Source organism: Photobacterium sp. GB-72 (genome assembly GCF_003026095.1).
In the GTDB taxonomy this organism is placed as follows: Bacteria; Pseudomonadota; Gammaproteobacteria; order Enterobacterales; family Vibrionaceae; genus Photobacterium.
This window is the reverse complement of sequence record NZ_PYNV01000012.1, coordinates 42325-63848: the sequence shown is the minus strand read 5'-3', so window position 1 is coordinate 63848 and position 21524 is coordinate 42325. Positions and strand designations below refer to the sequence as shown.

At 39.1% G+C, this 21524-nt stretch carries 17 protein-coding genes; 11 read left to right on the top strand and 6 right to left on the bottom strand.

The annotated features are described in order from the left end of the window. Window positions 1-65 precede the first annotated feature (65 nt). Together C9J40_RS14025 and C9J40_RS14020 are read left to right on the top strand one after the other, a co-directional pair. Window positions 66-1712 (top strand): ABC-ATPase domain-containing protein, encoded by a 1647-nt coding sequence (locus C9J40_RS14025; protein ID WP_045127646.1) that lies wholly within the window; start codon window positions 66-68, stop codon window positions 1710-1712. 339 nt (window positions 1713-2051) lie between these two features. Further along, entirely contained in the window at window positions 2052-3350 is a 1299-nt protein-coding gene (locus C9J40_RS14020; RefSeq protein ID WP_107247257.1) for a DEAD/DEAH box helicase, read from the top strand. 73 nt (window positions 3351-3423) lie between these two features. Here the strand turns inward: C9J40_RS14020 and C9J40_RS14015 are convergent, their stop codons facing one another. Both C9J40_RS14015 and C9J40_RS14010 read right to left on the bottom strand, forming a co-directional pair. Continuing rightward, a complete protein-coding gene (locus C9J40_RS14015) occupies window positions 3424-4446 on the bottom strand; it encodes an HAD family phosphatase (protein WP_233217792.1) in 1023 nt (340 codons plus the stop codon). Between the two features lie 75 nt (window positions 4447-4521). Continuing rightward, entirely contained in the window at window positions 4522-6372 is a 1851-nt protein-coding gene (locus C9J40_RS14010) for a beta-ketoacyl synthase (protein WP_107247256.1), read from the bottom strand. Between the two features lie 156 nt (window positions 6373-6528). Between C9J40_RS14010 and C9J40_RS14005 the strand changes: the two genes are divergently transcribed. Continuing rightward, window positions 6529-7506: a GlxA family transcriptional regulator gene (locus tag C9J40_RS14005; protein ID WP_107206854.1), complete on the top strand. Its 978-nt coding sequence runs from the start codon at window positions 6529-6531 to the stop codon at window positions 7504-7506. A gap of 169 nt (window positions 7507-7675) precedes the next feature. Here the strand turns inward: C9J40_RS14005 and C9J40_RS14000 are convergent, their stop codons facing one another. Next, entirely contained in the window at window positions 7676-9580 is a 1905-nt protein-coding gene (locus C9J40_RS14000) for a DEAD/DEAH box helicase (RefSeq protein WP_107206853.1), read from the bottom strand. Window positions 9581-10319: 739 nt separating this feature from the next. Between C9J40_RS14000 and C9J40_RS13995 the strand changes: the two genes are divergently transcribed. The 4 genes from C9J40_RS13995 to C9J40_RS13980 all read left to right on the top strand — a co-directional run bounded on the left by C9J40_RS13995 (window position 10320) and on the right by C9J40_RS13980 (window position 15040). Continuing rightward, entirely contained in the window at window positions 10320-12344 is a 2025-nt protein-coding gene (locus C9J40_RS13995) for an exoribonuclease II (protein ID WP_107247255.1), read from the top strand. A 74-nt stretch (window positions 12345-12418) separates the two neighbouring features. Then, the gene (locus tag C9J40_RS13990; RefSeq protein WP_107247254.1) at window positions 12419-12994 is read left to right on the top strand and encodes a DUF1415 domain-containing protein; all 576 of its coding nucleotides are present in this window, start codon (window positions 12419-12421) and stop codon (window positions 12992-12994) included. 145 nt (window positions 12995-13139) lie between these two features. Continuing rightward, window positions 13140-14381, top strand: coding sequence for a GGDEF domain-containing protein (locus C9J40_RS13985; RefSeq protein WP_107206850.1), 1242 nt, complete (start codon window positions 13140-13142; stop codon window positions 14379-14381). 473 nt (window positions 14382-14854) lie between these two features. Beyond that, the gene (locus C9J40_RS13980; RefSeq protein WP_045147560.1) at window positions 14855-15040 is read left to right on the top strand and encodes a hypothetical protein; all 186 of its coding nucleotides are present in this window, start codon (window positions 14855-14857) and stop codon (window positions 15038-15040) included. Between the two features lie 57 nt (window positions 15041-15097). On the opposite strand, the gene C9J40_RS13975 is transcribed toward C9J40_RS13980, so the two are convergent. After that, a complete protein-coding gene (locus tag C9J40_RS13975) occupies window positions 15098-15373 on the bottom strand; it encodes a PepSY domain-containing protein (protein WP_107206849.1) in 276 nt (91 codons plus the stop codon). Between the two features lie 469 nt (window positions 15374-15842). On the opposite strand from C9J40_RS13975, the gene C9J40_RS13970 reads away from it, so the two are divergent. Next, entirely contained in the window at window positions 15843-16334 is a 492-nt protein-coding gene (locus tag C9J40_RS13970) for a hypothetical protein (RefSeq protein ID WP_107206848.1), read from the top strand. A gap of 74 nt (window positions 16335-16408) precedes the next feature. Here the strand turns inward: C9J40_RS13970 and C9J40_RS13965 are convergent, their stop codons facing one another. Beyond that, a complete protein-coding gene (locus tag C9J40_RS13965; protein WP_107206847.1) occupies window positions 16409-18148 on the bottom strand; it encodes an amidohydrolase in 1740 nt (579 codons plus the stop codon). A 224-nt stretch (window positions 18149-18372) separates the two neighbouring features. Between C9J40_RS13965 and C9J40_RS13960 the strand changes: the two genes are divergently transcribed. From C9J40_RS13960 to C9J40_RS13950, 3 genes are all read left to right on the top strand, one after another. Then, window positions 18373-18699 carry a hypothetical protein gene (locus tag C9J40_RS13960; RefSeq protein WP_233218490.1) on the top strand — a complete coding sequence of 109 codons (327 nt, stop codon included), beginning with the start codon at window positions 18373-18375 and terminating at the stop codon, window positions 18697-18699. 152 nt (window positions 18700-18851) lie between these two features. Beyond that, window positions 18852-19553 (top strand): HAD family phosphatase, encoded by a 702-nt coding sequence (locus tag C9J40_RS13955; protein ID WP_107206846.1) that lies wholly within the window; start codon window positions 18852-18854, stop codon window positions 19551-19553. A 344-nt stretch (window positions 19554-19897) separates the two neighbouring features. Next, complete coding sequence (locus tag C9J40_RS13950) at window positions 19898-20671, top strand: DUF2076 family protein (protein ID WP_107206845.1); 774 nt, start codon at window positions 19898-19900, stop codon at window positions 20669-20671. 60 nt (window positions 20672-20731) lie between these two features. On the opposite strand, the gene C9J40_RS13945 is transcribed toward C9J40_RS13950, so the two are convergent. Beyond that, window positions 20732-21490: a hypothetical protein gene (locus C9J40_RS13945; protein WP_107206844.1), complete on the bottom strand. Its 759-nt coding sequence runs from the start codon at window positions 21488-21490 to the stop codon at window positions 20732-20734. Window positions 21491-21524 lie beyond the last annotated feature (34 nt).

The following is a 21524-nucleotide window of genomic DNA, read 5'->3' as shown; positions in this document are numbered from 1 at the left end:
TATCCAGCCCCCGAACACACTAGATTTTAGGTGCTGTGCACCATAACGAACGATATCGAGGCGATATGCAATTACTCGAAGCCAAACTCCATAAAATTGACCGTCATAATTACCGCAGCTATACGAGTATGCGCGGTGAATACCACTTCGTTGATTTCGACTTTTATATTGATACCGTTCAATCGGACCCGTTTGCGCCGGCTTCTCGTGTACGTGCCCGTCGAGCATGGTCACTCACCGATCTAGAATGGTTACGTGAAAAATCTTCAGTCTATCAATGTGCAGCACGAGATTTTATTGCTCGCTTTTTTGCAGATTTATCGCAACAAGATAATGCAGTACTTATTGATATGCCAGGACAGGTGATCCTTGACCGTACAGCGGTGGTATTTGATGACGAAGGTATCGAATTACGTTTTCGTGTAAACCTTCCGGCTGACGGTCGTACCATCATTGCTAAGCGTACAATGAATCTATTAACTTTCCACCTACCAAAAATGATCCGCCGTGCAACGATTGCACGCGAATTACCAATGGAAGAGTTAAAAGCCCACTGTGAAGCAGCAGAAGATCAAGTAGCACTTCGCGCACAGTTAAAAGAACATAAACTCTTAGCTTTTGTTGCTGATGGAAGTATTCTTCCTCGCCTTGCGGGTAACAGTGATTTACCACTTCCGAACGCTGTACCTTTTACAAGCCCTGATAACCTAGCAGTAGAGCTTGAAGCGCCACACAAAGGTAAAATCCGTGGTATGGGTATTCCTGAGGGCATTACTTTAATTGTTGGTGGTGGTTTTCATGGTAAATCAACGTTATTAAGTGCCATTGAGCGTTCTGTTTACGATCATATCCCTGGTGATGGTCGTGAGTACGTCGTAACCAATTATAATGCCGCTAAGATACGCGCTGAAGATGGTCGTTGCGTTCATAATGTTGATCTATCGCCTTACATCAGCAACTTACCTATGGGTAAAGATACCACAGCCTTTACTAGCCAAAATGCATCAGGTTCAACCTCACAAGCTTCTTGGTTACAAGAATCGATCGAAGCTGGCGCTGAAGCATTATTGATTGATGAAGATACTTCTGCATCAAACTTTATGATCCGTGATGAGCGCATGCAGGCACTGATTTGTAAAGATGATGAGCCAATTACGCCACTTGTTGACCGTATCGCTTTACTTCGCGATCAGCATGATATCTCAGTAATGCTTGTTATGGGTGGCTCTGGTGACTATTTAGATGTGGCCGATACTGTTATTCAGATGCATAACTATGAAGCAGTAGATGTAACAGATAAAGCACGTGAAGTTGTTGCTTCTCACCCTACCCGACGTAAAGCTGAAGGTACAGAAGTGATTGTTCGTCCTCGAACACGCCAAATAAACCGTAGCGCGCTGCAAGCGTTACTTGAAGAAGGAAAATTCCGTATTCAAGTGAAAGATAAAACATCGTTACGCTTTGGTCGTGAATACGTTGATTTGCAAGCGTTAGAACAAGTGGCTCATCCTAGTCAGTTACTTGCTATTGGTTACTTATGGTTCCAACTTGCACAACTTAAAGGTTGGGAAAAAGTCCCTGCGCGTGCATTTGCTAACATGCTGCATGATAACTGGGCTGATATGATGCCTAAATACGGCGAAATGTCGAAACCTCGTGTCATTGAGGTAATGGCTGTGCTGAACCGTATGCGCAAAGCTGAATTTAAGTAATAAGTTTAAATCTCAATAGCAATAAATGATAAAAGCCCACATATCGTATTAAGCTATATGTGGGCTTAATATTATCTAGGCTTATTTTAAGACCTGACATATTAATAAAGCCATCTTCTGATAATGGTTTGCTAAAATAGTAACCTTAAATCAAGTCAATTGATAAATAATACAAATGAAAAAGGCGTAACTCAAAACCACTAACATATTACGTTAAGATAGCGAATTAACCTAAAATCAACTATAATATTCGACCATTTTAACGGCAAGATGATTACATTCATAAGCAACTGAGTTTATGAATGTAATCGGCTATAGCCGACAGTTTAGGAACAAAGCATGTCATTCTTATCACAAGGTTTTTCTCAAGATTTAGTTAAAGCATTAACTGAAATCGGTTATGAAAAACTCACACCAGTGCAACAAAAAGCTATCCCTCAAGCACGTCGCGGTGCTGATATTCTTGCACTAGCACAAACAGGTACAGGCAAAACTGCCGCTTTTTCACTGCCAATTATTCAAAAATTAATTGAAAAACCAAAATCAAAAAGCCGCTTCAATGTTCGTGCTCTAATTTTGGCACCGACTCGTGAACTGGCAGAGCAAATTGCAAATAACATCAGCGACTACACTAAATACACTAGCATCACTTGTACTGCTGTTTTTGGCGGTAAAAAAATGTCGTCACAAGAAAAACGCCTAGAACAAGGTGTTGATATTCTTGTTGCTACACCAGGCCGTCTGATCGAGCATATGGAACTAAACAATGTTTCACTAGCAAACCTTGAATTCCTTGTTTTCGATGAAGCAGACCGCATGTTAGATATGGGCTTCATCGGTGCGATCCGTGTGATCCTTGATGATATCCGAACCAAGCCTCAAACCATGTTGTTCTCAGCAACGTCTTCAGCACAAATGAATGCTCTGGCTGCTGATATTCTTCATAAACCACAACGTATTACGGTAACCCCTGAGAATAGTACAGCTGATACCGTCTCTCACGTGGTTTACCCTGTTGATGAAGATCGCAAGCGTGAAATGCTATCTGAATTAATTGGCAAAAAGAACTGGAAACAAGTACTCGTTTTCGTCAATTACAAAGAAACAGCGAATCAACTGGTTAAAGAGCTTAAACTAGACGGTATTAAAGCAGTACTTTGTCACGGTGATAAAGCACAGAGCGCGCGTCGTCGTGCATTGGAAGAGTTTAAAGAAGGCAAAGCACGTGTAATGGTTGCAACAGAAGTTGCTGCCCGTGGTCTTGATATTCAAAACCTGCCGTATGTTGTTAACTACGACATGCCTTTCCTTGCAGAAGATTATGTTCACCGTATTGGTCGTACAGGCCGTGCAGGACAAAAAGGTAATGCCATTTCTTTTGTTAGCCGTGAAGAAGAGCTAACACTAGTGCAAATTGAGCGCTTGATCGGTCAACGTATCCACCGTGTTCAATTAATTGGCTATGAACCAAAAAGCCGCGATGCCTTACTAGAGCGTATGCACTCAAAGCCTGCTTTCAGTCAACGTGAAGGGAGAAAGAATAACCCGACACAAGATCAATCTGCTGCTGAGCGTCGTGCACGTTTACGCCGCGCTATCAATAGCAAAGCTACGAAGATCACGACACTTAAAAAATAAGTTTTTTGTTAGTGTTTGATTCAAAATAGAACGATAAAAAGCCGAGCATATCATTATGCTCGGCTTTTTTTATTTATGGCAAGACACGCTGTTGTGATTGCGTTGGATAGATTTGACACCAATCATTCTTCATGTCAACGACTTGCCATTTATTTTGTTTCGCCGCTTCCATCAGTGCTGGTGTAAACTTACCCTCAAACGAGTTTGCGCCATACTTCCACTCACGCTTTGCATCAGTGTGGTGGATCAGCATACCGAGACTTATACCTTTTTGAGAGGTCGTCCATTTTAACATTGCTTCGTCACCAGTTGAATTACCAATAGCTAAAATTGGACGTTTTCCGATAATCGTTTCAATGTTGATCGCTTTCTGTGGGCCATCATTAATGTAAATCAGCTTGCTGTTTTTCTCTAATTGACCATCTTTATAAGTATAACCAAAAGCGGTACCAATCACATTTTGTGCTGGAATATGGTATATCGCTTCGCTCCATGGTTTAACGAAAGAGCTACCTCCGCCCGTTACAATGAAGACATCAAATTGATTAGCTTGTAAGTAATCAATCAGTTCAATCATTGGTTGAAACACCAACGATGTATAAGGGCGTTTAAAACGTGGCGATTGATTATTTTTAAGCCAGTTAATTACATCTTTGCTATATTCCGCTGGTGTCATCTCTGATTGCGAAGTTTCTAAAATAGGCAACAATGCAGCCCAGCCTTTTTTAAAGATCGCATCAGTATTGTTATTTAAAACCCAGCTATAAGGTGTGGTAGTTTTCCACTCTGGGTGATTAGCACTCTTCTTTTTTATTTGATCAAAGGCAAATAAGAACTGAGTATAGATTGGCTTTTCTGACCATAATGTACCGTCATTATCAATCACAGCAATACGATCAATAGGTTTTACATAATCCTTACTTCCTTCTGTTGTTACTTTTTCAACAAAACTCAAAAGTGCACTTCTTGGTTGGCTATTTGCCCATAACGGTAACGAGGCCGTATTCTGCTGACATTCAACACTGAAAGCCGGTAAGGTAAAAAGTGATAACACTACACCCACAAGCCCTATTACTATTGCTTTATTCTTATTCACACTGATGTTCCATATATTAAAAAGGGTAAGTCAAATAATAACTTACCCTTTCAGAAATGCGAGAAAATATACTTATTAGATATAATCTAAGTATGGATTTCCCGTGCTCAAATCAATTGCTTGCTCAAATTCAGATAAACGTAGACTATCTTGTGTCATGGTGATTGAATTCTCATCCATCACCGCTTCCCCAAAGTGGTAACGAATGGTTTCTTGCCCATAGCAAGCGGCTTTATCATTACTACAAGATACATCGGAAATAGCTTGGTTAGACTGATAATAGCGAGCCATCACATTCTGGCCATGTTTTGCCGTTAACATGGTCAGTGTTTGCTTAGGTGATAAAACAAGACCTGAAGCATTATTACCACCAAACCCTTTAGCATTTAATATTACCGCTTTGTAATCTTGCCCCATCTCTCCAGCAAATTGATGATCCATTAATATATTCAAGTTTGAGTGATGAACATCATCTGCAATATGGTCAATGGTTTTAATTCCCGGGATCCAGCCGTGTTGCCATACACCAAGTGATGCGACTAACTGATCCCCAGCCGCCGCACTCATTGAATGCCCAACATAAGATTTGATTGCGGTTACTGGCCAATTATCAATATTAAACGTTTTAGCCACTTCATTGAGAATATGACTTTCTGTTACACGGTTTTGAGGCGTCCCTGTACCATGCGCTTGAACAAATGTTTGCTTAACGCCTTCTTCGCCTAAAATCGCTTTGGCTAGTGCTGCAGCTTTTGCAACCGTGACATAGTTACCTACACCGGGTGCCGAAATCGACTTTTTATTAGCATCAGCATTGACGAAGACATCAGCCACTGACCCGTAAATGTTTGCACCAAGTTTTAATGCTAATTCATCATCCATTAACACAACAAATTGTGCTGATTCAGCCATCGTGAAGCCAGCATTGGCAGAAAATGGACGACATGCACGGCGGTTATCTACCTCATCACTGCTATCAAGCGCTTTTAATTGGGCATCTTCTGCCAGTGCGCCCATAACACGGAACCCTTCCATAATTTCAGGTATCACCGGTGCTTCAGCATTACCGACAATCACTACTTTTGATTTACCATGCTGAATGTCATACATACCTTGGCGTAGGTTATACAAAAACGTCGCGCAAGCCCCCATGTTTGTACCAGTTGTCCCAATACTATTAATCACGTAACCATTGATAAAATCAGCTGGCATTTCAGCCAATGACAACGCCATCATTTTAGAGCTAACACGCCCACCTGTGAGAGAAGCTGCAAGCATACCACCCAATGAATTCTCATCAATTTGCGCTAAACCACTACCCGCATAAACTGACACTTCATCGGGTTTAATATGTTTAAGAATCTCATCCCACTCAACGCCTAATGAATTTAATGCATCAGATGCTCCATAGATGGTTAAGCTAAGTCCACGAGGATGAAAACGTGAGTTGTATAATGAAGCTGGATTGAAACCCGCGGGAATATTTCCGCCACTGGTAACAGGGAAAGCAACACGATCTTCAATCAATGCATCAAGGTTACCATTAACCGTGATATGTACTTTGCTCCCATCCTCTACGACTTCCCAATTATCAGGGATTTTGGTCGGCAACTTCGACTTACGTAAAGTAAAACAGATCTTATCGTTGTCTGTATTTAAATTAGCTTTGTATTGATACAGTAAATTATCAGGATCAAAAGAATCGATACGACGAACAAATGTACCTGCCTTAATCGCATCAATAACTTCAGCAGTCACTTTATTATCAGCTTCCACTCCCATTCGAGAAGCAAGATCTTGCCATGTTGATTCCATCACATCAGCTGAAAGAACATCAGCAACCATCAATTTATAGCTATGAAAGCCTGAACTACGACCAGCAGCATTGATGCCACCTAAACCTACAATTAACGGTAACTTTGCCATTTAAAATCCCTGACTTTTATTTAAACACTGTTTTAAAACAGGATAACAGTATTAGATTGTTTATCACCTAATATATGTGCCAAAATTACTGCCATATGTGCCACGCATTAAAATAATAAGCAACATAACTAATATACTGATCACACAAGGGAAAGTATGAAAATTGGATTTGTGCTCTATCACCGTGCTTTGATCACAGGAATATCACTAAGCGCTGAAATGCTCACCAGTGCTGCTAGCCTTCGTGACCGAAAAAGCCAAAAAGAGAGCCCATTTGAAATAAAAGTGATAGCGCCTAGCCTAATACCACCCAAATTAACTGCAGGTATTCGTATTCAACCCGATTGTACCTTTGCAAATGACGAGTCATTTGATGTCATTATATTGCCACCTATGTGGGGGAACCCATTAGCTTCACTTTCCAAACATCCTGAAATTCCATATTGGCTTATTAAGCAATACCAGAATGGAGCCAAAATTATTGCGACAGGAACTGGCGCTATCTGGCTTGCTGAAACGGGTTTATTAGACCACCAAGCAGCCACAACTCACTGGTATTTTCACGATAAATTCTCTCAATTATATCCAAAGGTAAAACTCAATAGGCAGGCATCAATCACCTCGGCCAATGGACTTTATTGCACCGAAAGTATTAACTCACAAACAGAAATGGTGCTGTACTTTATAACAAATAATTTTGGTCAGAAAATTGCTAAAACGATAGAGACACATTACGGGCATGAGATCAGTAAATCTGATCATCAACCGTTTTATGAAATTGGAGGGCAGGTACAATTTGATGAATCAATTGCTTTAGCGCAAGACTGGATCAGACTCAATATGAGCAAGTCGATCACCGCAAAAAATATGGCAGAACATTGCCAATTACCTTTACGCACTTTTAATCGTAAATTCAAAGATCAGGTAGGACTTGCTCCTCACCAATATCTTCAAAAGATCCGAATGGTTACCGCGAAAGAACTTCTGCGCGATTTTGGAATGACAATCAATGATGTTTCAGAACAAGTGGGTTATAAAGATTCCTATCATTTCTCAACCATCTTTAAAAAAGAATTCGATGTTACTCCGAATCAATACCGAAAAATGGTAAGAGCTAAAGCTTATAACGCTTAGGTAATTTTAAAACTAAAGACTGAAAGTTCTTAATATATATAAATGTATACCACATCAAGATAACATTAACTGCAAGGCAATATATCTCATCCAAACATACATTGATAAACACAAAAAAGCCGAGTTAAATAACTCGGCTTTTATTTAGCAATCTAATTTAATGAATAAATTATGCTTCTGTGCGAGGCTTGCGATCTGTGCGAGGTGCACCATCACGGTTACCACGGTAACCACCACGTGTGTCATTACCACGATTACGGTCAAAGCGACGCTCACCACCACGTTCACCACCACGATTACCGTCACGGTTACCACGGTAGCCACCACGGTTGCCGTCACGATTACCATCACGGTTGCCGCTACGAGGACGGTGTTCACGAAGAACTTCGCCTTCAACAACTACAGCTTTAACATCATTTTGACGAATGCGTAGTTTCTTAAGCTGAGAAGCTACTTCTGCTGTCATCTTCTTAGGAAGCTGAACAAAAGTATGCGTTGGAGCAAGTTTGATTGCACCAATGAACTCTTTGCTTAGGCCTAGTTCGTTTGCGATTGCGCCAACGATGTCTTTAACTTGAACACCTTGCTCACGACCAACTTGTAACTGGTAAGTATCCCAATCAGCATTGTTGTATGAACGACGTTCACCGCGCTCACGACGGTCGCCACGCTCGCCACGCTCACCGCGGTCACGATCGTTACCACGACGCTCACGGCGTTGTGATTCACGCTCGATAGCAGCGATCATTGGGTCTGGACCTTTATAGAATAAAGGACGGTTACCTTGCTGACGCTGAAGAAGCATTGCTGCTAGTGTTGCTGCATCAACATCGATTGATTCTTGTAGTTTTTCTACAAGTTCAACAAACGCTTCTACACTTGTTTGTTCTTTTTGTGCTGCTAGTTCTTCGCCTAAACGGTTTAAACGAGATGCAGCAACTAAATCACGTAGAGGAAGTTGAATCTCTTCCATGCGAGACTTAGTAACACGCTCGATAGTACGAAGCATACGAATTTGGTTTGTGCGAACGAGTAGAATCGCTTTACCAGTACGTCCTGCACGACCTGTACGACCGATACGGTGAATATAAGATTCAACATCGAACGGGATATCGTAGTTAAATACGTGAGTAATACGTGGAACATCAAGACCACGTGCTACAACGTCAGTTGCAACTAGAATATCGATAACACCACGTTTGATGTGATCAACAGTACGCTCACGTAGCGACTGTGGAATATCACCGTGAAGTGCCGCAGCTTTAAAGCCACGAGAAGATAACCAATCTGCTAGACGTTCAGTATCTTGACGAGTACGAACGAATACGATTGATGCATCAGTATCTTCAGTTTCAAGTAGACGACTCATTGCTTCGTCTTTCTCTACGCCTTTAACAACCCAAAACTGCTGCTCTACTTTCGCAACAGTACGGTTTTCACCAGCAACGTCAATGCGTGCAGGGTTACGTAGGAAACGATCAACGATTTCTTTAACGATTGGAGGCATAGTTGCAGAGAAAAGCACACGCTGTGCTGTTTCTGGTGCTTGTTCCATGATCCAAGTTACATCGTCAACGAAGCCCATCTTCAACATTTCATCAGCTTCATCAAGAACAAAAGTATGTACTTCGTCTAGTTGAAGTTGCTTACGTGAGATAAGGTCTTTAACACGACCAGGTGTACCAACAATAATGTGAGCACCATTTTTAAGTGCACGCATTTGATCAACGATTGAAGCACCGCCGTAAATTTCAAGAACCTTTAGGCCTTTGATATTTTGACCAAGTACTTTAATTTCTGCAGCAACCTGAATTGCAAGCTCACGCGTTGGAGCCATAACAATTGCTTGTGGTTTGTGCTGAGATAAGTCAACTTTGTTTAGTACAGGCAGTGAGAATGCTGCTGTTTTACCAGTACCTGTCTGCGCTTTACCAAGGGCATCAGTACCAGTTAGTAGTAGAGGTATAGACGCTGCCTGAATCGGCGTTGGCGCTACAAAGCCCATGTTGTCTAGTGCAGATAGAAGTGTGTCGGCCAAGTCTAGTTGGCGAAATTCTGTTACAGTTTCTTGCATTGGGATCCCAATATATGAACGACTTAAAAACGGGGCCCCTTTGCTACATACGGGTTCTGCAACAGCAACCTCAAGCACGGGCCTCGACTAATAGGGGGCGTATTGTGAGGCAATACTTGATAAAAAGCCAGAAAAAATTGAGGAATGTCACAGAATAAGTCTCAAGTTACTATTTCTTGAACAATTAGCACATCAGATAAACATAAATATTCATAAGCCAGTTATTATTTAATCTATCTTACTGTTAATACATTAAATATACTGAGCAAAGTAACCTTAGTGGTTAATCACCTCTCACTTTATAGCCAACACATTCTTATCTTATAAATAGAGTTTCAAATTGCTTTCTTTTATCTTTCTTATTTGAAAGATGATGAATTAACACTCATCAATGCGCACTAACTTCATTCTAAAAACAAAAGACATAATACATTGATAAATAATGTTATATCCGCATTGCTTCTTCAATTAATTCAAGACTTATGTATCAATCATTAGTTCAAACATTATAAAGGTCGTATTAGCCCCCCTTTATAGTCTCAGTGCTTTATTTTTAATACCTTTACATTTCCAATATTAACCTTTCCCTGAAATTTTTTCGTTGTTATGCAAAATATGCATCGCTTTTATTAAACCCAACTAATGAAAAGCACATTTAATGAAAATATCCTGCTCAAATATTGGTTTTATCAACCCAAAAAAGTATAGTGTCAACGTCAATAATCTGAGACCAGGTATAATGTTTCAAGATAATCCGCTGTTAGCACAGCTTAAAAAGCAAATTCAAGAAACACTTCCTAAAAAGGAAGGTTATATCAAAGCAACTGACCGTGGCTTTGGCTTTCTAGAAACCGATAACAAAGAAAGCTTTTTTATTCCGCCTCTGTATATGAAAAACGTTATGCACGGTGATCGTGTTATGGCTGTTATTCGAACAGAAAAGGAACGTGAAGTAGCTGAACCACAAGAGTTAATTGAACAATCAATGACACGCTTTATTGGTCGAGTGAAGCTAATTCGTGATCGCTTGCACGTTGTGCCTGATCATCCTCAGCTTAAAGATGCCATTAAAGCCAAAGCAGTTAAAGGTTTGAACCCTGAAACGCTTAAAGAAGGCGATTGGGTTGTAGCGACGCTAACCCGCCACCCTCTTACAGACAAAAACAAAACATTCTTCTGTGATATTAAAGAGAAAATCACAGACAGTAATGACAAAATTGCACCATGGTGGGTTACATTAGCACGCCATGAACTACCCAATGCAGAACCAGCACCACAAGAAAGCTGGACTATGCTAGATGAAGCACTTGAACGCCAAGATCTTACTGATTTACCTTTCATTACTATTGATGGTGAATCAACTAAAGATATGGATGATGCCATCTACACAGTTGCAAATGCTGATGGTAGCTTTGATATTACTATTGCGATCGCAGATCCAACCTCTTACATCGCTGTTGGCGATAAGATGGATGATGAAGCACGTGAGCGTGGTTTTACTATTTATTTACCGGGTCGCAATATCCCAATGCTTCCTCGTGAATTAAGTGATGAGCTTTGTTCATTAATTGAAAATGAGCAGCGTCCCACTCTCTGTTGCCGAGTAACTGTCGATAAAGATGGTGTTATCCAAGATAATATTACTTTCTTCGCAGCATGGATAAAATCGCAAAGCCGTCTATCTTACGATAACGTTTCTGATTACCTAGAAAATGGTAATTGTGAAAATTGGACACCAAACGCTGAGATCGAACAACAAGTTCGTGCATTACAAGCGTTTGCTGACGCACGTACTAAATGGCGTAAAGAGAACGCTGTTGTATTCCCAGATCGTCCAGATTACCGTTTTGAATTAAGTGAAGATAACGATGTTATTGCTATTCATACCGATGCGCGTCGTACAGCAAATCGTATGATTGAAGAGGCAATGATCACAGCTAATATTTGTGCTGGTCGTGCGCTACAAGAAAAATTCGGCACTGGTGTATTTAACGTTCATAGCGGTTTTAACCCTGAAAAGTTAGATGCTGCAATGGAGTTTTTAACCAATGCTGATGCACCTTTTGAAAAAGAGCAATTACTTGAATTAAATGGGTTTAGCGCTTTACGTCGTTGGTTAAATACACTTGATAGCACTTACTTAGATAATCGCTTACGTAAATTCCAAGCATACAGTGAAGTGGCAAATACGCCAGCTCCTCACTACGCAATGGGCTTAGATGTCTACGCAACTTGGACATCACCTATCCGTAAGTATGGCGATATGATTAACCACCGCCTATTAAAAGCGCTAATCACAGGTAATGAGCCAAGCCAAACCCCTGATGATAATGTTGGTGATGAAATTGCCTTACATCGTCGTCGCCACCGCATGGCAGAGCGTGATGTTTCAGATTGGCTATATGTTCGTCTGCTAAAAGACGCCGTTAAAAATGCTACCGTCTTTAATGCTGAAGTATTCGATATTAATCGCGCTGGAATGCGTGTACGCCTATTAGAAAATGGCGCTGCCGCATTTATTCCTAGTTCATTAATTCTAGATAATAAAGAACGTATTAGCTGTAGCGGTGAACTTGGTATTATTACCATTGATGGCGTGAAAGAATATCAATTGGGCGATAGCTTTGAAGTTACACTTGCTGAGATACGTAGCGCAACTCGTCAACTTATTGCTAAACCAGTAAAACAATTCCCTGCGCCCGAAAAGCCAGAGAATACTGAGTCAGCAATCGCTGAAGAGAATAAAGAAGAAGTTAAAGCGTAAATCTTCTTTTATCACTTTAAAAGGTCAGCCTTTGCTGGCCTTTTTTATAACTAAAATTATTGGAAAGTCAGTCTATGAAGTCAACAATCGCCGAAAATGTTCAAGCGCTTAATGATATTGAGCAAAGTGTTCAGCAATGGCTTAATGATGTTGTGATTGGTTTAAACCTTTGTCCTTTTGCTGCTAAACCTCAACGCAACAAGCAAATTAAAATTCATGTATGCAGTGACAAGTCTGAAAACGACCTACTTGAGTCCATTTATTTACAACTTAAAGAGCTCGACGAAACGCCACCACAAGAATTAGAAACGACACTTGTTGTCGCACCTTATTTACTTGAAGATTTTGAGGACTACAATCAATTCCTTGATTTAGTCGAAGGGCTTATCGTTCAACTAGGTAAAAGTGGGATATATCAAATCGCTAGTTTTCATCCAGATTACTGCTTTTATGGTACAGAACCTGAAGATGCTGAAAACCTAACAAACCGTTCGCCCTATCCTATTTTTCATTTGATCCGTGAAGAAAGTATGGAGAAGGTACTCAAGCACTACCCTGATCCTGAGGCGATCCCTGAACGAAATATTGACTGTGTTGAAAATTTAACGCCAGAGCAAATTAAACAACTTTTTCCCTACCTAAAAAAGTAAATAGATAATTTAAGTTATTGATGTGTTAGCCGATATAGCTAAAATAGTCGCTATGGCTAACATATTCATGGAAGATGATAAATACGAATAATTATTAGGCTCGTATTCGCTCATAAACAAACGTATTTATTTAAGGTTGAGATTAATGCTCCTTTTTTCACACTTTCGTTCAGCAGGCATGCGGTTAATAATCCCGTTAACGATAGCAATCTTAATGTTGATAGCATTACCTTTTTCCGCAGTATCTTTGGCTAACTATCAAGATCTTCTTGTCAATATTCCCTACATTTTATTTACGATAGTTATTTTTCTGAGCCAACCATTTAATCAAGGCAGAACCGGTTATGTTGCACTAATTATGTTAGTTGCATATCTAATCATCATTCATTACCTGCAAACGCCTTTAACAAACGATAACGTTAAACTCATTTTTAGCTTACTTGCAGGTTTACTCCCCTTTAATCTTCTGCAAGTACATATCATGCCTGATAAGCGCTTATTTTCTCGATTTGGCGCACTATTTTCTGTATTTTTACTCTTACAAGTAGGATGGGCTGCTTTAGTATATAAACACTTTAACGCTACAGATCTTACATCTTGGTGGGATACATACCTTTTTACTTATCGAAACTTGTCGCTATTACCATTGGTTATATTGTTATTAAATCTCGCCTTGGTATGTAGTAGCGCATCAACACTTTTGAAACGAAACCATAGTTCAGATCAAGCCGTCTTCATCTGTTTGCTGTTTAGTTTTGTTACGTTTACCTTTTTCCAATACTCTTTCATCTCTAGTGTTGCCTTCAGTATTGTCGCGATATTACTACTTATTAACATCATCAGTTGTAGCCATGAATTAGCCTTCATTGACCAGCTGACAGAAATCCCGGGGCGTCGAGCGTTAGATAATGAGCTTAAGCATTTAGGAAGAACCTATACCTTAGCGATGATCGATGTTGACCATTTTAAGAAATTTAATGACAAATATGGCCATGATACTGGTGACGACGTACTCAAGTTAGTTGCTACTCTTATGAAAGACATTGATGGTGGTGGCAATGCCTACCGTTATGGTGGGGAAGAGTTCACGATTTTATTCAAAGGAAAAAGTATCGATGAATGTTTGCCATTTCTTGAAGAATTAAGAGAAAAAATTGAAAAATATAAAATGATTATTCGTGATCATGACAAGCGTCCTACTAGCAATCGGTCAGGATCTAAAGCTCGTGGACAAGAGAAAACATCAAAATCAGTCAAAGTAACAGTCAGTATTGGCGTTGCAGAAAACTATTTAGAACAAGAACCAGAAGATGTTTTAAAACAAGCTGATAACGCATTATATAAAGCGAAAGAGGCTGGAAGGAATCGTGTGCAATGTACACAGTAGCTAAAATAATATCATCATGCTAGTAATATAAAAACAAGCCCGATATGCATCGGGCTTAATACATTATAAACTTGCACTCATATAGCTAAAGAACAACCAACCAGTATTGATAATCAGCGGCCAAACTTTATTCAATACTATTTTTGGAGAACATCCACAGACTCTTTTTTATTCATAGCCTCAGATTATTCACAATCTGCTTGTTTTTATCTTTATAAAACTATCAACAAATCAAACATATCACACAAATTTTACAATCGACCACTTTATTTAACTAAACAGAATAATAGCTCGTTTATTGATATAAAATGACTGTTTTTATGAACATTATACCTCTTTGATTCATTTTATTACTGCAAAAAACCCGGTTGTTAAGCCATTGTTATATATTTTTAGTATAAAATTATAAGGTCAATCACAATTGGCAATTATTCAGCGCGGCATATGATAATGATATAGATGGAGGACTGAACATGAATAACCAAGATAGAATTGAAGATATCGAACAAAAAATATCTATTGCCTATCAAGAAGGTCATTTTGATCAGGCCAGAGCCCTAGAGAAGCAATTAAAGAAAATGCGGGGACACCATAATTTATATGATCAAAATGACCCTTACTCGCTAGAGGGACGTTTTTATTATGATGATCACGACTAAAGAAGTCGTCATTTAATATCAGGCGATGATCAATCATCGCCGTTTTTATTATAATGCCTAATCCAGCTGCGCTTGCATGATATTACCGGTATAGAGATCCATTTCTATCTCAACACGATGGCCGTCTTTATTTAATGCATCGACTTCTATCTCATTATATTCTCGAACTACCTTAATTTTTCGAAAATCATAATAGCCATCTTTTTCAAGAATTTGCATTGCCTTAGGGATACTAATTACGTCTAAAGCCTTTTCTATCGGATCGGCATGAGCTGCTGATATAAAAAACAACCCCATAGTACTGACTGATAGTACAAATAGCTTAAATTTCATCTTTTTCATCCATCTGAGCTGCAGTATTTATCAATAGCTTTAAACAACACAAGCTATGATTAACCAAAATAAAATTAGGTATCACTACCACCACGGTTCCCATGCTATTTTCCTACATCTATAATTTTTATCTCTTCCTTGGCCTGTTTTAATTTCAGTGTAACGAATTAATCAACAATAAGACTCTCGATTTAGAGAATTATGTAATGGAGTAAGGCAATGTCAATGTCCTTTATCTTAATCAACAAAAGCTAGACTTACTTCTATTTGTACATATGTTGCATTCTTACATCACTTCTATCTTATTCTTTATTAAAAATATTTTTATGTATATTGCAATGTAAAAAAACACCCATCAATTTCGCATACAATTGTTAGCATTAGGAAAGATTTGCTAGTACAGACTTGCTCCTTACTCATTCAAAGGGTATAAAATAAAGTATATTTTATCGTTTAAAGAGCGTTATCAATGAAAAAGTTTGTTTTAGCGGCAGCGATTGCATCATCAATATTACTAACCGGATGCAGTGAAAAAGTTGACGAATCAACAATCAGTAATGTTGTACAATCAAGCCAATACGAGCAACCAAATCTTGGTATAACAGCTGACACGACTCCGTTTGAAGTTAAAAACCTAAAGATTGATAAAGTATTACTTGATACAAAAACTGATTACAAAGCAAAAGTAACTTACGACCTTGTTGCAACAAAGAGTCTTGAGCAATTTAAAGAATCAATGCGTAAAGTTGCAGAGCAACCAGCAAAAGAAAATAATGCCACAGATCAAACCAAAAACGATTTAGGTTCGGCATTAACTAGCCTTAAGAAAAATCTATCTTCAGAAGTGATGGTTGTTGCTTACGGCGCGAAATACGGCGATTTCAAAGCAGGCCAAGTTGTTGATACGATCTCCGAACAAGTTTCGTTGAAAAAAGTCAATGACCAGTGGGTTAAAGACTAGTTTAATCAATAAACAAAAACGCCTATTACCAGTGAACCACTTTTAATAGGCGTTTTTTGCATGTTTATAATCGACTATTTATCAATTGGAAACAGTTTACCCTCAAATACCGTACCGTAAATTGGGATATCTTTAAGAGTCTTAATTTCCACTTTATACGGGTCTTGCTCTAAAATAGTAAAGTTAGCTATTTTTCCTGTTCTAATACTGCCTAGTGTCTCTTCTTGACCCCAAGAATAAGCCGCTTCAATTGTTATACCACGCAAAGCAGCATCTCGAGATAGTGCTAAGTCTGGACGAATAACATTACCTTCATTACTTATACGTGTTGCAGCACTCCAAGCTAATAACAGCGGATCAGAAGGAGCCATTGGTGCATCAGAGTGAAGCGATACCGGAATCTCTTGTTTTTCTATCGTTGCCAAGCGAACCATTGAGTGAGCACGCTCTTCGCCTAAACCAACCTCTCCGAACTTTTCGCTAAAACCAGTAACATAATAAGGGTTTACACTAATAATAGCCCCGAGTGATTTTAGCTTCTCGACTTGCTCATCTGTAGAGTTTGCAAAGTGGATAATGGTAAAACGATGATCTTCACGTGGGTATTCAGCCTGGCGCTTTTCTAAAATCTTAATTAGCTTCTCAACGCCAAGATCGCCATTTACATGCACCAAGATTTGATAATCATTTTCCCAGAAGATTTTAGTGATCGCTTCAACATCTTCAGGTGTTTGAATCCATTCCCCATGATGTCCATCGGTATAGCCATCTTTCATCTTCATCAACTGAGAGATAATCGCACCATCAAACAACAACTTAACTTGTTTATCAAAGAAACGAACTTTGCCATCTTCAGGTAATATTGTCGTTATGCGTTCAACCTCTTTCAATACACCTTCTTTACCCTTTGCAAAATATGGCGTTTTACTTTCTGGCGTAAAGAATGAATACATAGGTGTAGATTCACCACCAAGGATCTCAAGATATGTATCGATCATATAATCAGGGATAAATGCACCAGGCTCGTTGTAAGCGGTAACCCCTTTTTGATGCAGCATCGTCACCATTTGCTTTAAACCGGCAGAAAAGCGCTCTTTATTACCTAATTCAGATGCAATTCGTGGCAATAAATAAATGAGTGCCCCACCTTCTAAAAAGTGACCTTCATCTAGATTCGCCTGATCAGCCACTTCTTTACCTAGCTTATCAATATCCGTTTGATTAAGACCAAATTTCTCGATAAATGCAGAATTAACATAAAACTCATGTGCTGAACGATGCCACACACCAATTGGACGTGTTTTAGAAATTTTATCTAACTCTTGACGAGATATTTCACCATGGAAAAAATTGTTAAATCCCCATGTCCATAGCACTTCATTCGGATCTTTTAACGCTTTTTCTTGTAATGTTAAAGCTGCAATATAATCATCATGGTTTGTTACTGCTGGCCATGTTTTTGAAGGCAGCTGCCATTCTTCTGGCGCAATAACTGGCATATTTAATGTTAACGCCGCTAAGAAAGGATGTAAGTGTTGTTCAATAAATCCGGGCATTAACACTTTATCGTCCAAATCTACTTTTTTAGAGTTTGGATACTGTTTCAATGCTTCTTGTTCAGATCCAACATAAACAATCTTGCCATACTTACTCGTCACAACCGCTTCTGCTCTTGGTTGCGACTTTTCCATAGTGATAACCGGACCACCATAGAAAATGGTGGTTTGAGATTCTTTATTTTCATTTGCATGAGCGCTAAATGATGTAGATGCGAGTAGCAGCATTAGTGAAGAAGAAAGTGTTGAATATTTCATAAATCCCTTTATTTAGTGTAATTATCTAGATCTAACTTAAACAATTTAACCGTAATTACTGTTCCTTTATTAAAAATAGATATATTAGTCACAAAAAAAGTACTGTCCCATCATCACTATATATATCAATACGTTATGGGAATAATTGAGTAATGTAATTTTTATAGTGAAATACAATCTTTTTCTGTAGAGTATAATTATCATCAAGACGCAATGGAGATGACATGATGAGCATGACTAGCGTAACAATCACAGTTCCAGCGCACTTAGTACCCGGTGGTTTACCCACCCCTAATGTTAAAGCATTTGGGTATAATGGCTTTGAGCGAAGTTTTGTTAATTCAGGCCAAGACGACATAACAACCTTTACTTTTTTTTCACCTGTCACCGGTTGTACTGAGAGCCAGTTTAATAAAGAGCTCGAAAAGTACTTTTGGCACTTTGCAAAAGGAACGCCTTTTAACATCACGAAAGAGTTTGATGATCAAACAACCAAACATCACAGTTGTAAATACCTAAATGAACAGCTCATTCAAGAAAGCATCGCTTAATCTTATCTGCTCTCTCAATACTTTCCGTTTACATTTAGCTGTCGTGATCATGAATTAGTAAAAATTACATGATTACGACACAAAAATGTCACGCTAGCTCCCTACCCTCAGTCAGCAATTTATCGTGATAACTAACTAGTAAGGAATGAGATTTGTCACTTAATCTTGAGCGCAACATTCGCCCTTGTTTGGCCATTTTTGATCTTGATGAAACACTTATCGCAGCAGATTCAGCTAGCCTTTGGACAACATTTCTCGTTAACAACCAACTTGCTTCATCATCGTTAGAGCAACAAGAAGCTGAAATGATGCAAGCTTACCAAAAAGGTAAGCTTGATATGGAGAGCTATATGGATAAAACATTGGCTCCTTTAGTAGGAAAAACAGAACAAGAAATATCTGCTCTCGTTACACGTTTTATTGAAGAATACATTTCACCTGCCGTTTATTCTGATGCCATTAAGCGAATTGAATGGCATAAAAAGCGCGGAGATGAAATCATAATTGTCTCTGCTTCATCTGAACATCTCGTAAAACCAATTGCGGAGAAACTCGGCGTCTCTCATTGCATCGCTATTAATTTAGAAACGATTAACGGTGTATATACAGGGAAAACATGTGGTGTTCTCAGCTATCGCGAAGGTAAAATTACACGTCTTGAATCATGGCTAGCAGAACAATCACAATATTATCGTCACTATTACGGCTATAGTGACTCCATCAACGACTTACCTTTACTTAAATTCGTTCAAAAGCCTTTTGCTGTTAACCCGGATCCTTCTCTTGCGCTTCACGCACAAATGAATGAATGGACAATTATGGACTGGCGACACGATAATAATATCTTACGCTAACAACAGACATACACATCATACCAACAGCATAGTTTTGATTTTATGCTGTTCTAAACTATAACTGTATTGATATTTCACATTGCAGCCCTCATTTACAGATAGTAACAATAATCGTCCCTATTTTTGTGGCGAAGAGTAGATGTGTTACAACTTTCGTAATACATTATCTGGGCATTTTATTTAGATTTAAGACTTGTACTAGTATGTTCAGCTACTGTTCAAGTTAATAATGTGAATAATGCAGTAACGAACTAACCTATAAAGCAAGGTTGATTCTTTTTATTTCAGAGTCAGCTATGCAACTAAGCTATCCCTGCACATAGGGTATTGAGAAGGTAAAAACCATGACTCCACAAGAAAAAGATCTTATTCAAAGTGTTGCTACTAAGCTCAAACAAAGCCCAGAAAGCAAAAAAGATGCAGATGCTGAAAAATTCATTGCCGATGAAATAGCATCTCAGCCCGATGCTATTTACAAACTTACTCAAGCTGTTCTAGTACAAGAAATGGCATTAAAGCAGCTAAAAGAAAAGAACGACTATTTAGAAAAGAATGCTGAGTACTATAAAGAAGAATCAAACCGTGGCTCGTTAAGTCGTATGTTTGGTGGCTCTCGTCCTGCTCCTCAGCCACCACAACCACCTGCTCGCCAACCAAGTGCATTTGGTGGGTTTATGCAAACAGCGGCAGGTGTTGCTGCAGGTATGGTTGCAGGTAGCGTAATTAGTAACATGCTATTTGATCACGATCAGCCAGCAGATACAGCAGCAGCCGATCCAGCGCCAGCAGCCGATGCAACTGATACAACCCAAGATGCGGCACCTGATACAGCATCTGCAGATCAGGCTGTACCAGAGGCGGATGTTGCAAACCCAGCGTTTGACGACCAAGGCGGTAGCAGCTTCTTAGACGACACAGCTAATAACTTTAGCTCTGATTACACTGGTGGATTTGGTAACTCAGGCTTTGATGATAACCAAGGTTTTGGCGATTCAGGTTTTGGCGGTGATGACAGCGGCTTTGGTGACGATGATACATTCGCTAACAATGGTTTTGGTGGTGGCGACAGTGGCTTTGGCGACGACAGTGGCTTTGGCGATTTCGACGACGACCTCTAATCGATTACAAAAATAAAAAAGAGCGCATCAGCGCTCTTTTTATATCTCTAAGATTTGCATTTATTCTACGCTAGAAATTTCGGTTGCTTCTGAATTATCCATTAAAGCACGATAAGCCGTAGCTTCAACTGCCGCAATAATAAATGGAATTGCAATAACAATAACTCCCCAGATAAACACATTAATAAATTTTAGGCTCATCGCAAAGTTAGGGTTAGCAAATAATAAGAAAATGGGTAGACCGATAAACAACATATAAAATGCTACAGGTAGCAGTCCGGCAATCACAAAGGCATATAACCTTTTATGCTTAGTCAGCTCTAGTGCATCTTTAAAAGACGCTTTTTTCCCCGCAGCAATAGCAGGTAAAACAAAAGATAGACGAGAAAAAATCACCCAACCTGCACAGCCTAATAGTAACAATATACAATACAGTACGCCGTTATTTACCCAATCATAATCTACTTTAAAAACAGCCCAGATAGCATATAACAATCCAAATAGTAGGAATAAATAAGCCGTATAGTGACGCTGCTGGACATCAAAACTGATACCTCTCCAATTAGAAAAGCGGGTATCGTCTGTACCATGGCTGTCTAGTATTTGCTGAGTTCGTAGACAGATAATGGAAGAAACTAGGAAAATTGCTATATTTAGGACAAATATAATCGCTTCCTCATATATCTCAATACCTGCCATTGATACTTTTAATGAACGTAATAAATACGTCACTATAAATGGAATGAGTAATGCCTTTACTAACCGTATTTTATTAGCAAAGACGGTTTGTACCGACTGGTGAAGTGTTTCTAAAATCATCTAATATCCTTTCAATCATCGTCATGGCGATAAA

Coding starts and splice junctions, on each gene's coding strand:
- C9J40_RS13985 (WP_107206850.1), top strand. CDS start 13,140: ATGCTCCTTTTTTCACACTTTCGTTCAGCAGGCATGCGGTTAATAATC.
- C9J40_RS13945 (WP_107206844.1), bottom strand. CDS start 21,490: ATGATTTTAGAAACACTTCACCAGTCGGTACAAACCGTCTTTGCTAAT.
- C9J40_RS13950 (WP_107206845.1), top strand. CDS start 19,898: ATGACTCCACAAGAAAAAGATCTTATTCAAAGTGTTGCTACTAAGCTC.
- C9J40_RS13975 (WP_107206849.1), bottom strand. CDS start 15,373: ATGAAATTTAAGCTATTTGTACTATCAGTCAGTACTATGGGGTTGTTT.
- C9J40_RS13980 (WP_045147560.1), top strand. CDS start 14,855: ATGAATAACCAAGATAGAATTGAAGATATCGAACAAAAAATATCTATT.
- C9J40_RS14025 (WP_045127646.1), top strand. CDS start 66: ATGCAATTACTCGAAGCCAAACTCCATAAAATTGACCGTCATAATTAC.
- C9J40_RS14005 (WP_107206854.1), top strand. CDS start 6,529: ATGAAAATTGGATTTGTGCTCTATCACCGTGCTTTGATCACAGGAATA.
- C9J40_RS13995 (WP_107247255.1), top strand. CDS start 10,320: ATGTTTCAAGATAATCCGCTGTTAGCACAGCTTAAAAAGCAAATTCAA.
- C9J40_RS14000 (WP_107206853.1), bottom strand. CDS start 9,580: ATGCAAGAAACTGTAACAGAATTTCGCCAACTAGACTTGGCCGACACA.
- C9J40_RS13960 (WP_233218490.1), top strand. CDS start 18,373: ATGATGAGCATGACTAGCGTAACAATCACAGTTCCAGCGCACTTAGTA.
- C9J40_RS13970 (WP_107206848.1), top strand. CDS start 15,843: ATGAAAAAGTTTGTTTTAGCGGCAGCGATTGCATCATCAATATTACTA.
- C9J40_RS14020 (WP_107247257.1), top strand. CDS start 2,052: ATGTCATTCTTATCACAAGGTTTTTCTCAAGATTTAGTTAAAGCATTA.
- C9J40_RS14010 (WP_107247256.1), bottom strand. CDS start 6,372: ATGGCAAAGTTACCGTTAATTGTAGGTTTAGGTGGCATCAATGCTGCT.
- C9J40_RS13990 (WP_107247254.1), top strand. CDS start 12,419: ATGAAGTCAACAATCGCCGAAAATGTTCAAGCGCTTAATGATATTGAG.
- C9J40_RS13965 (WP_107206847.1), bottom strand. CDS start 18,148: ATGAAATATTCAACACTTTCTTCTTCACTAATGCTGCTACTCGCATCT.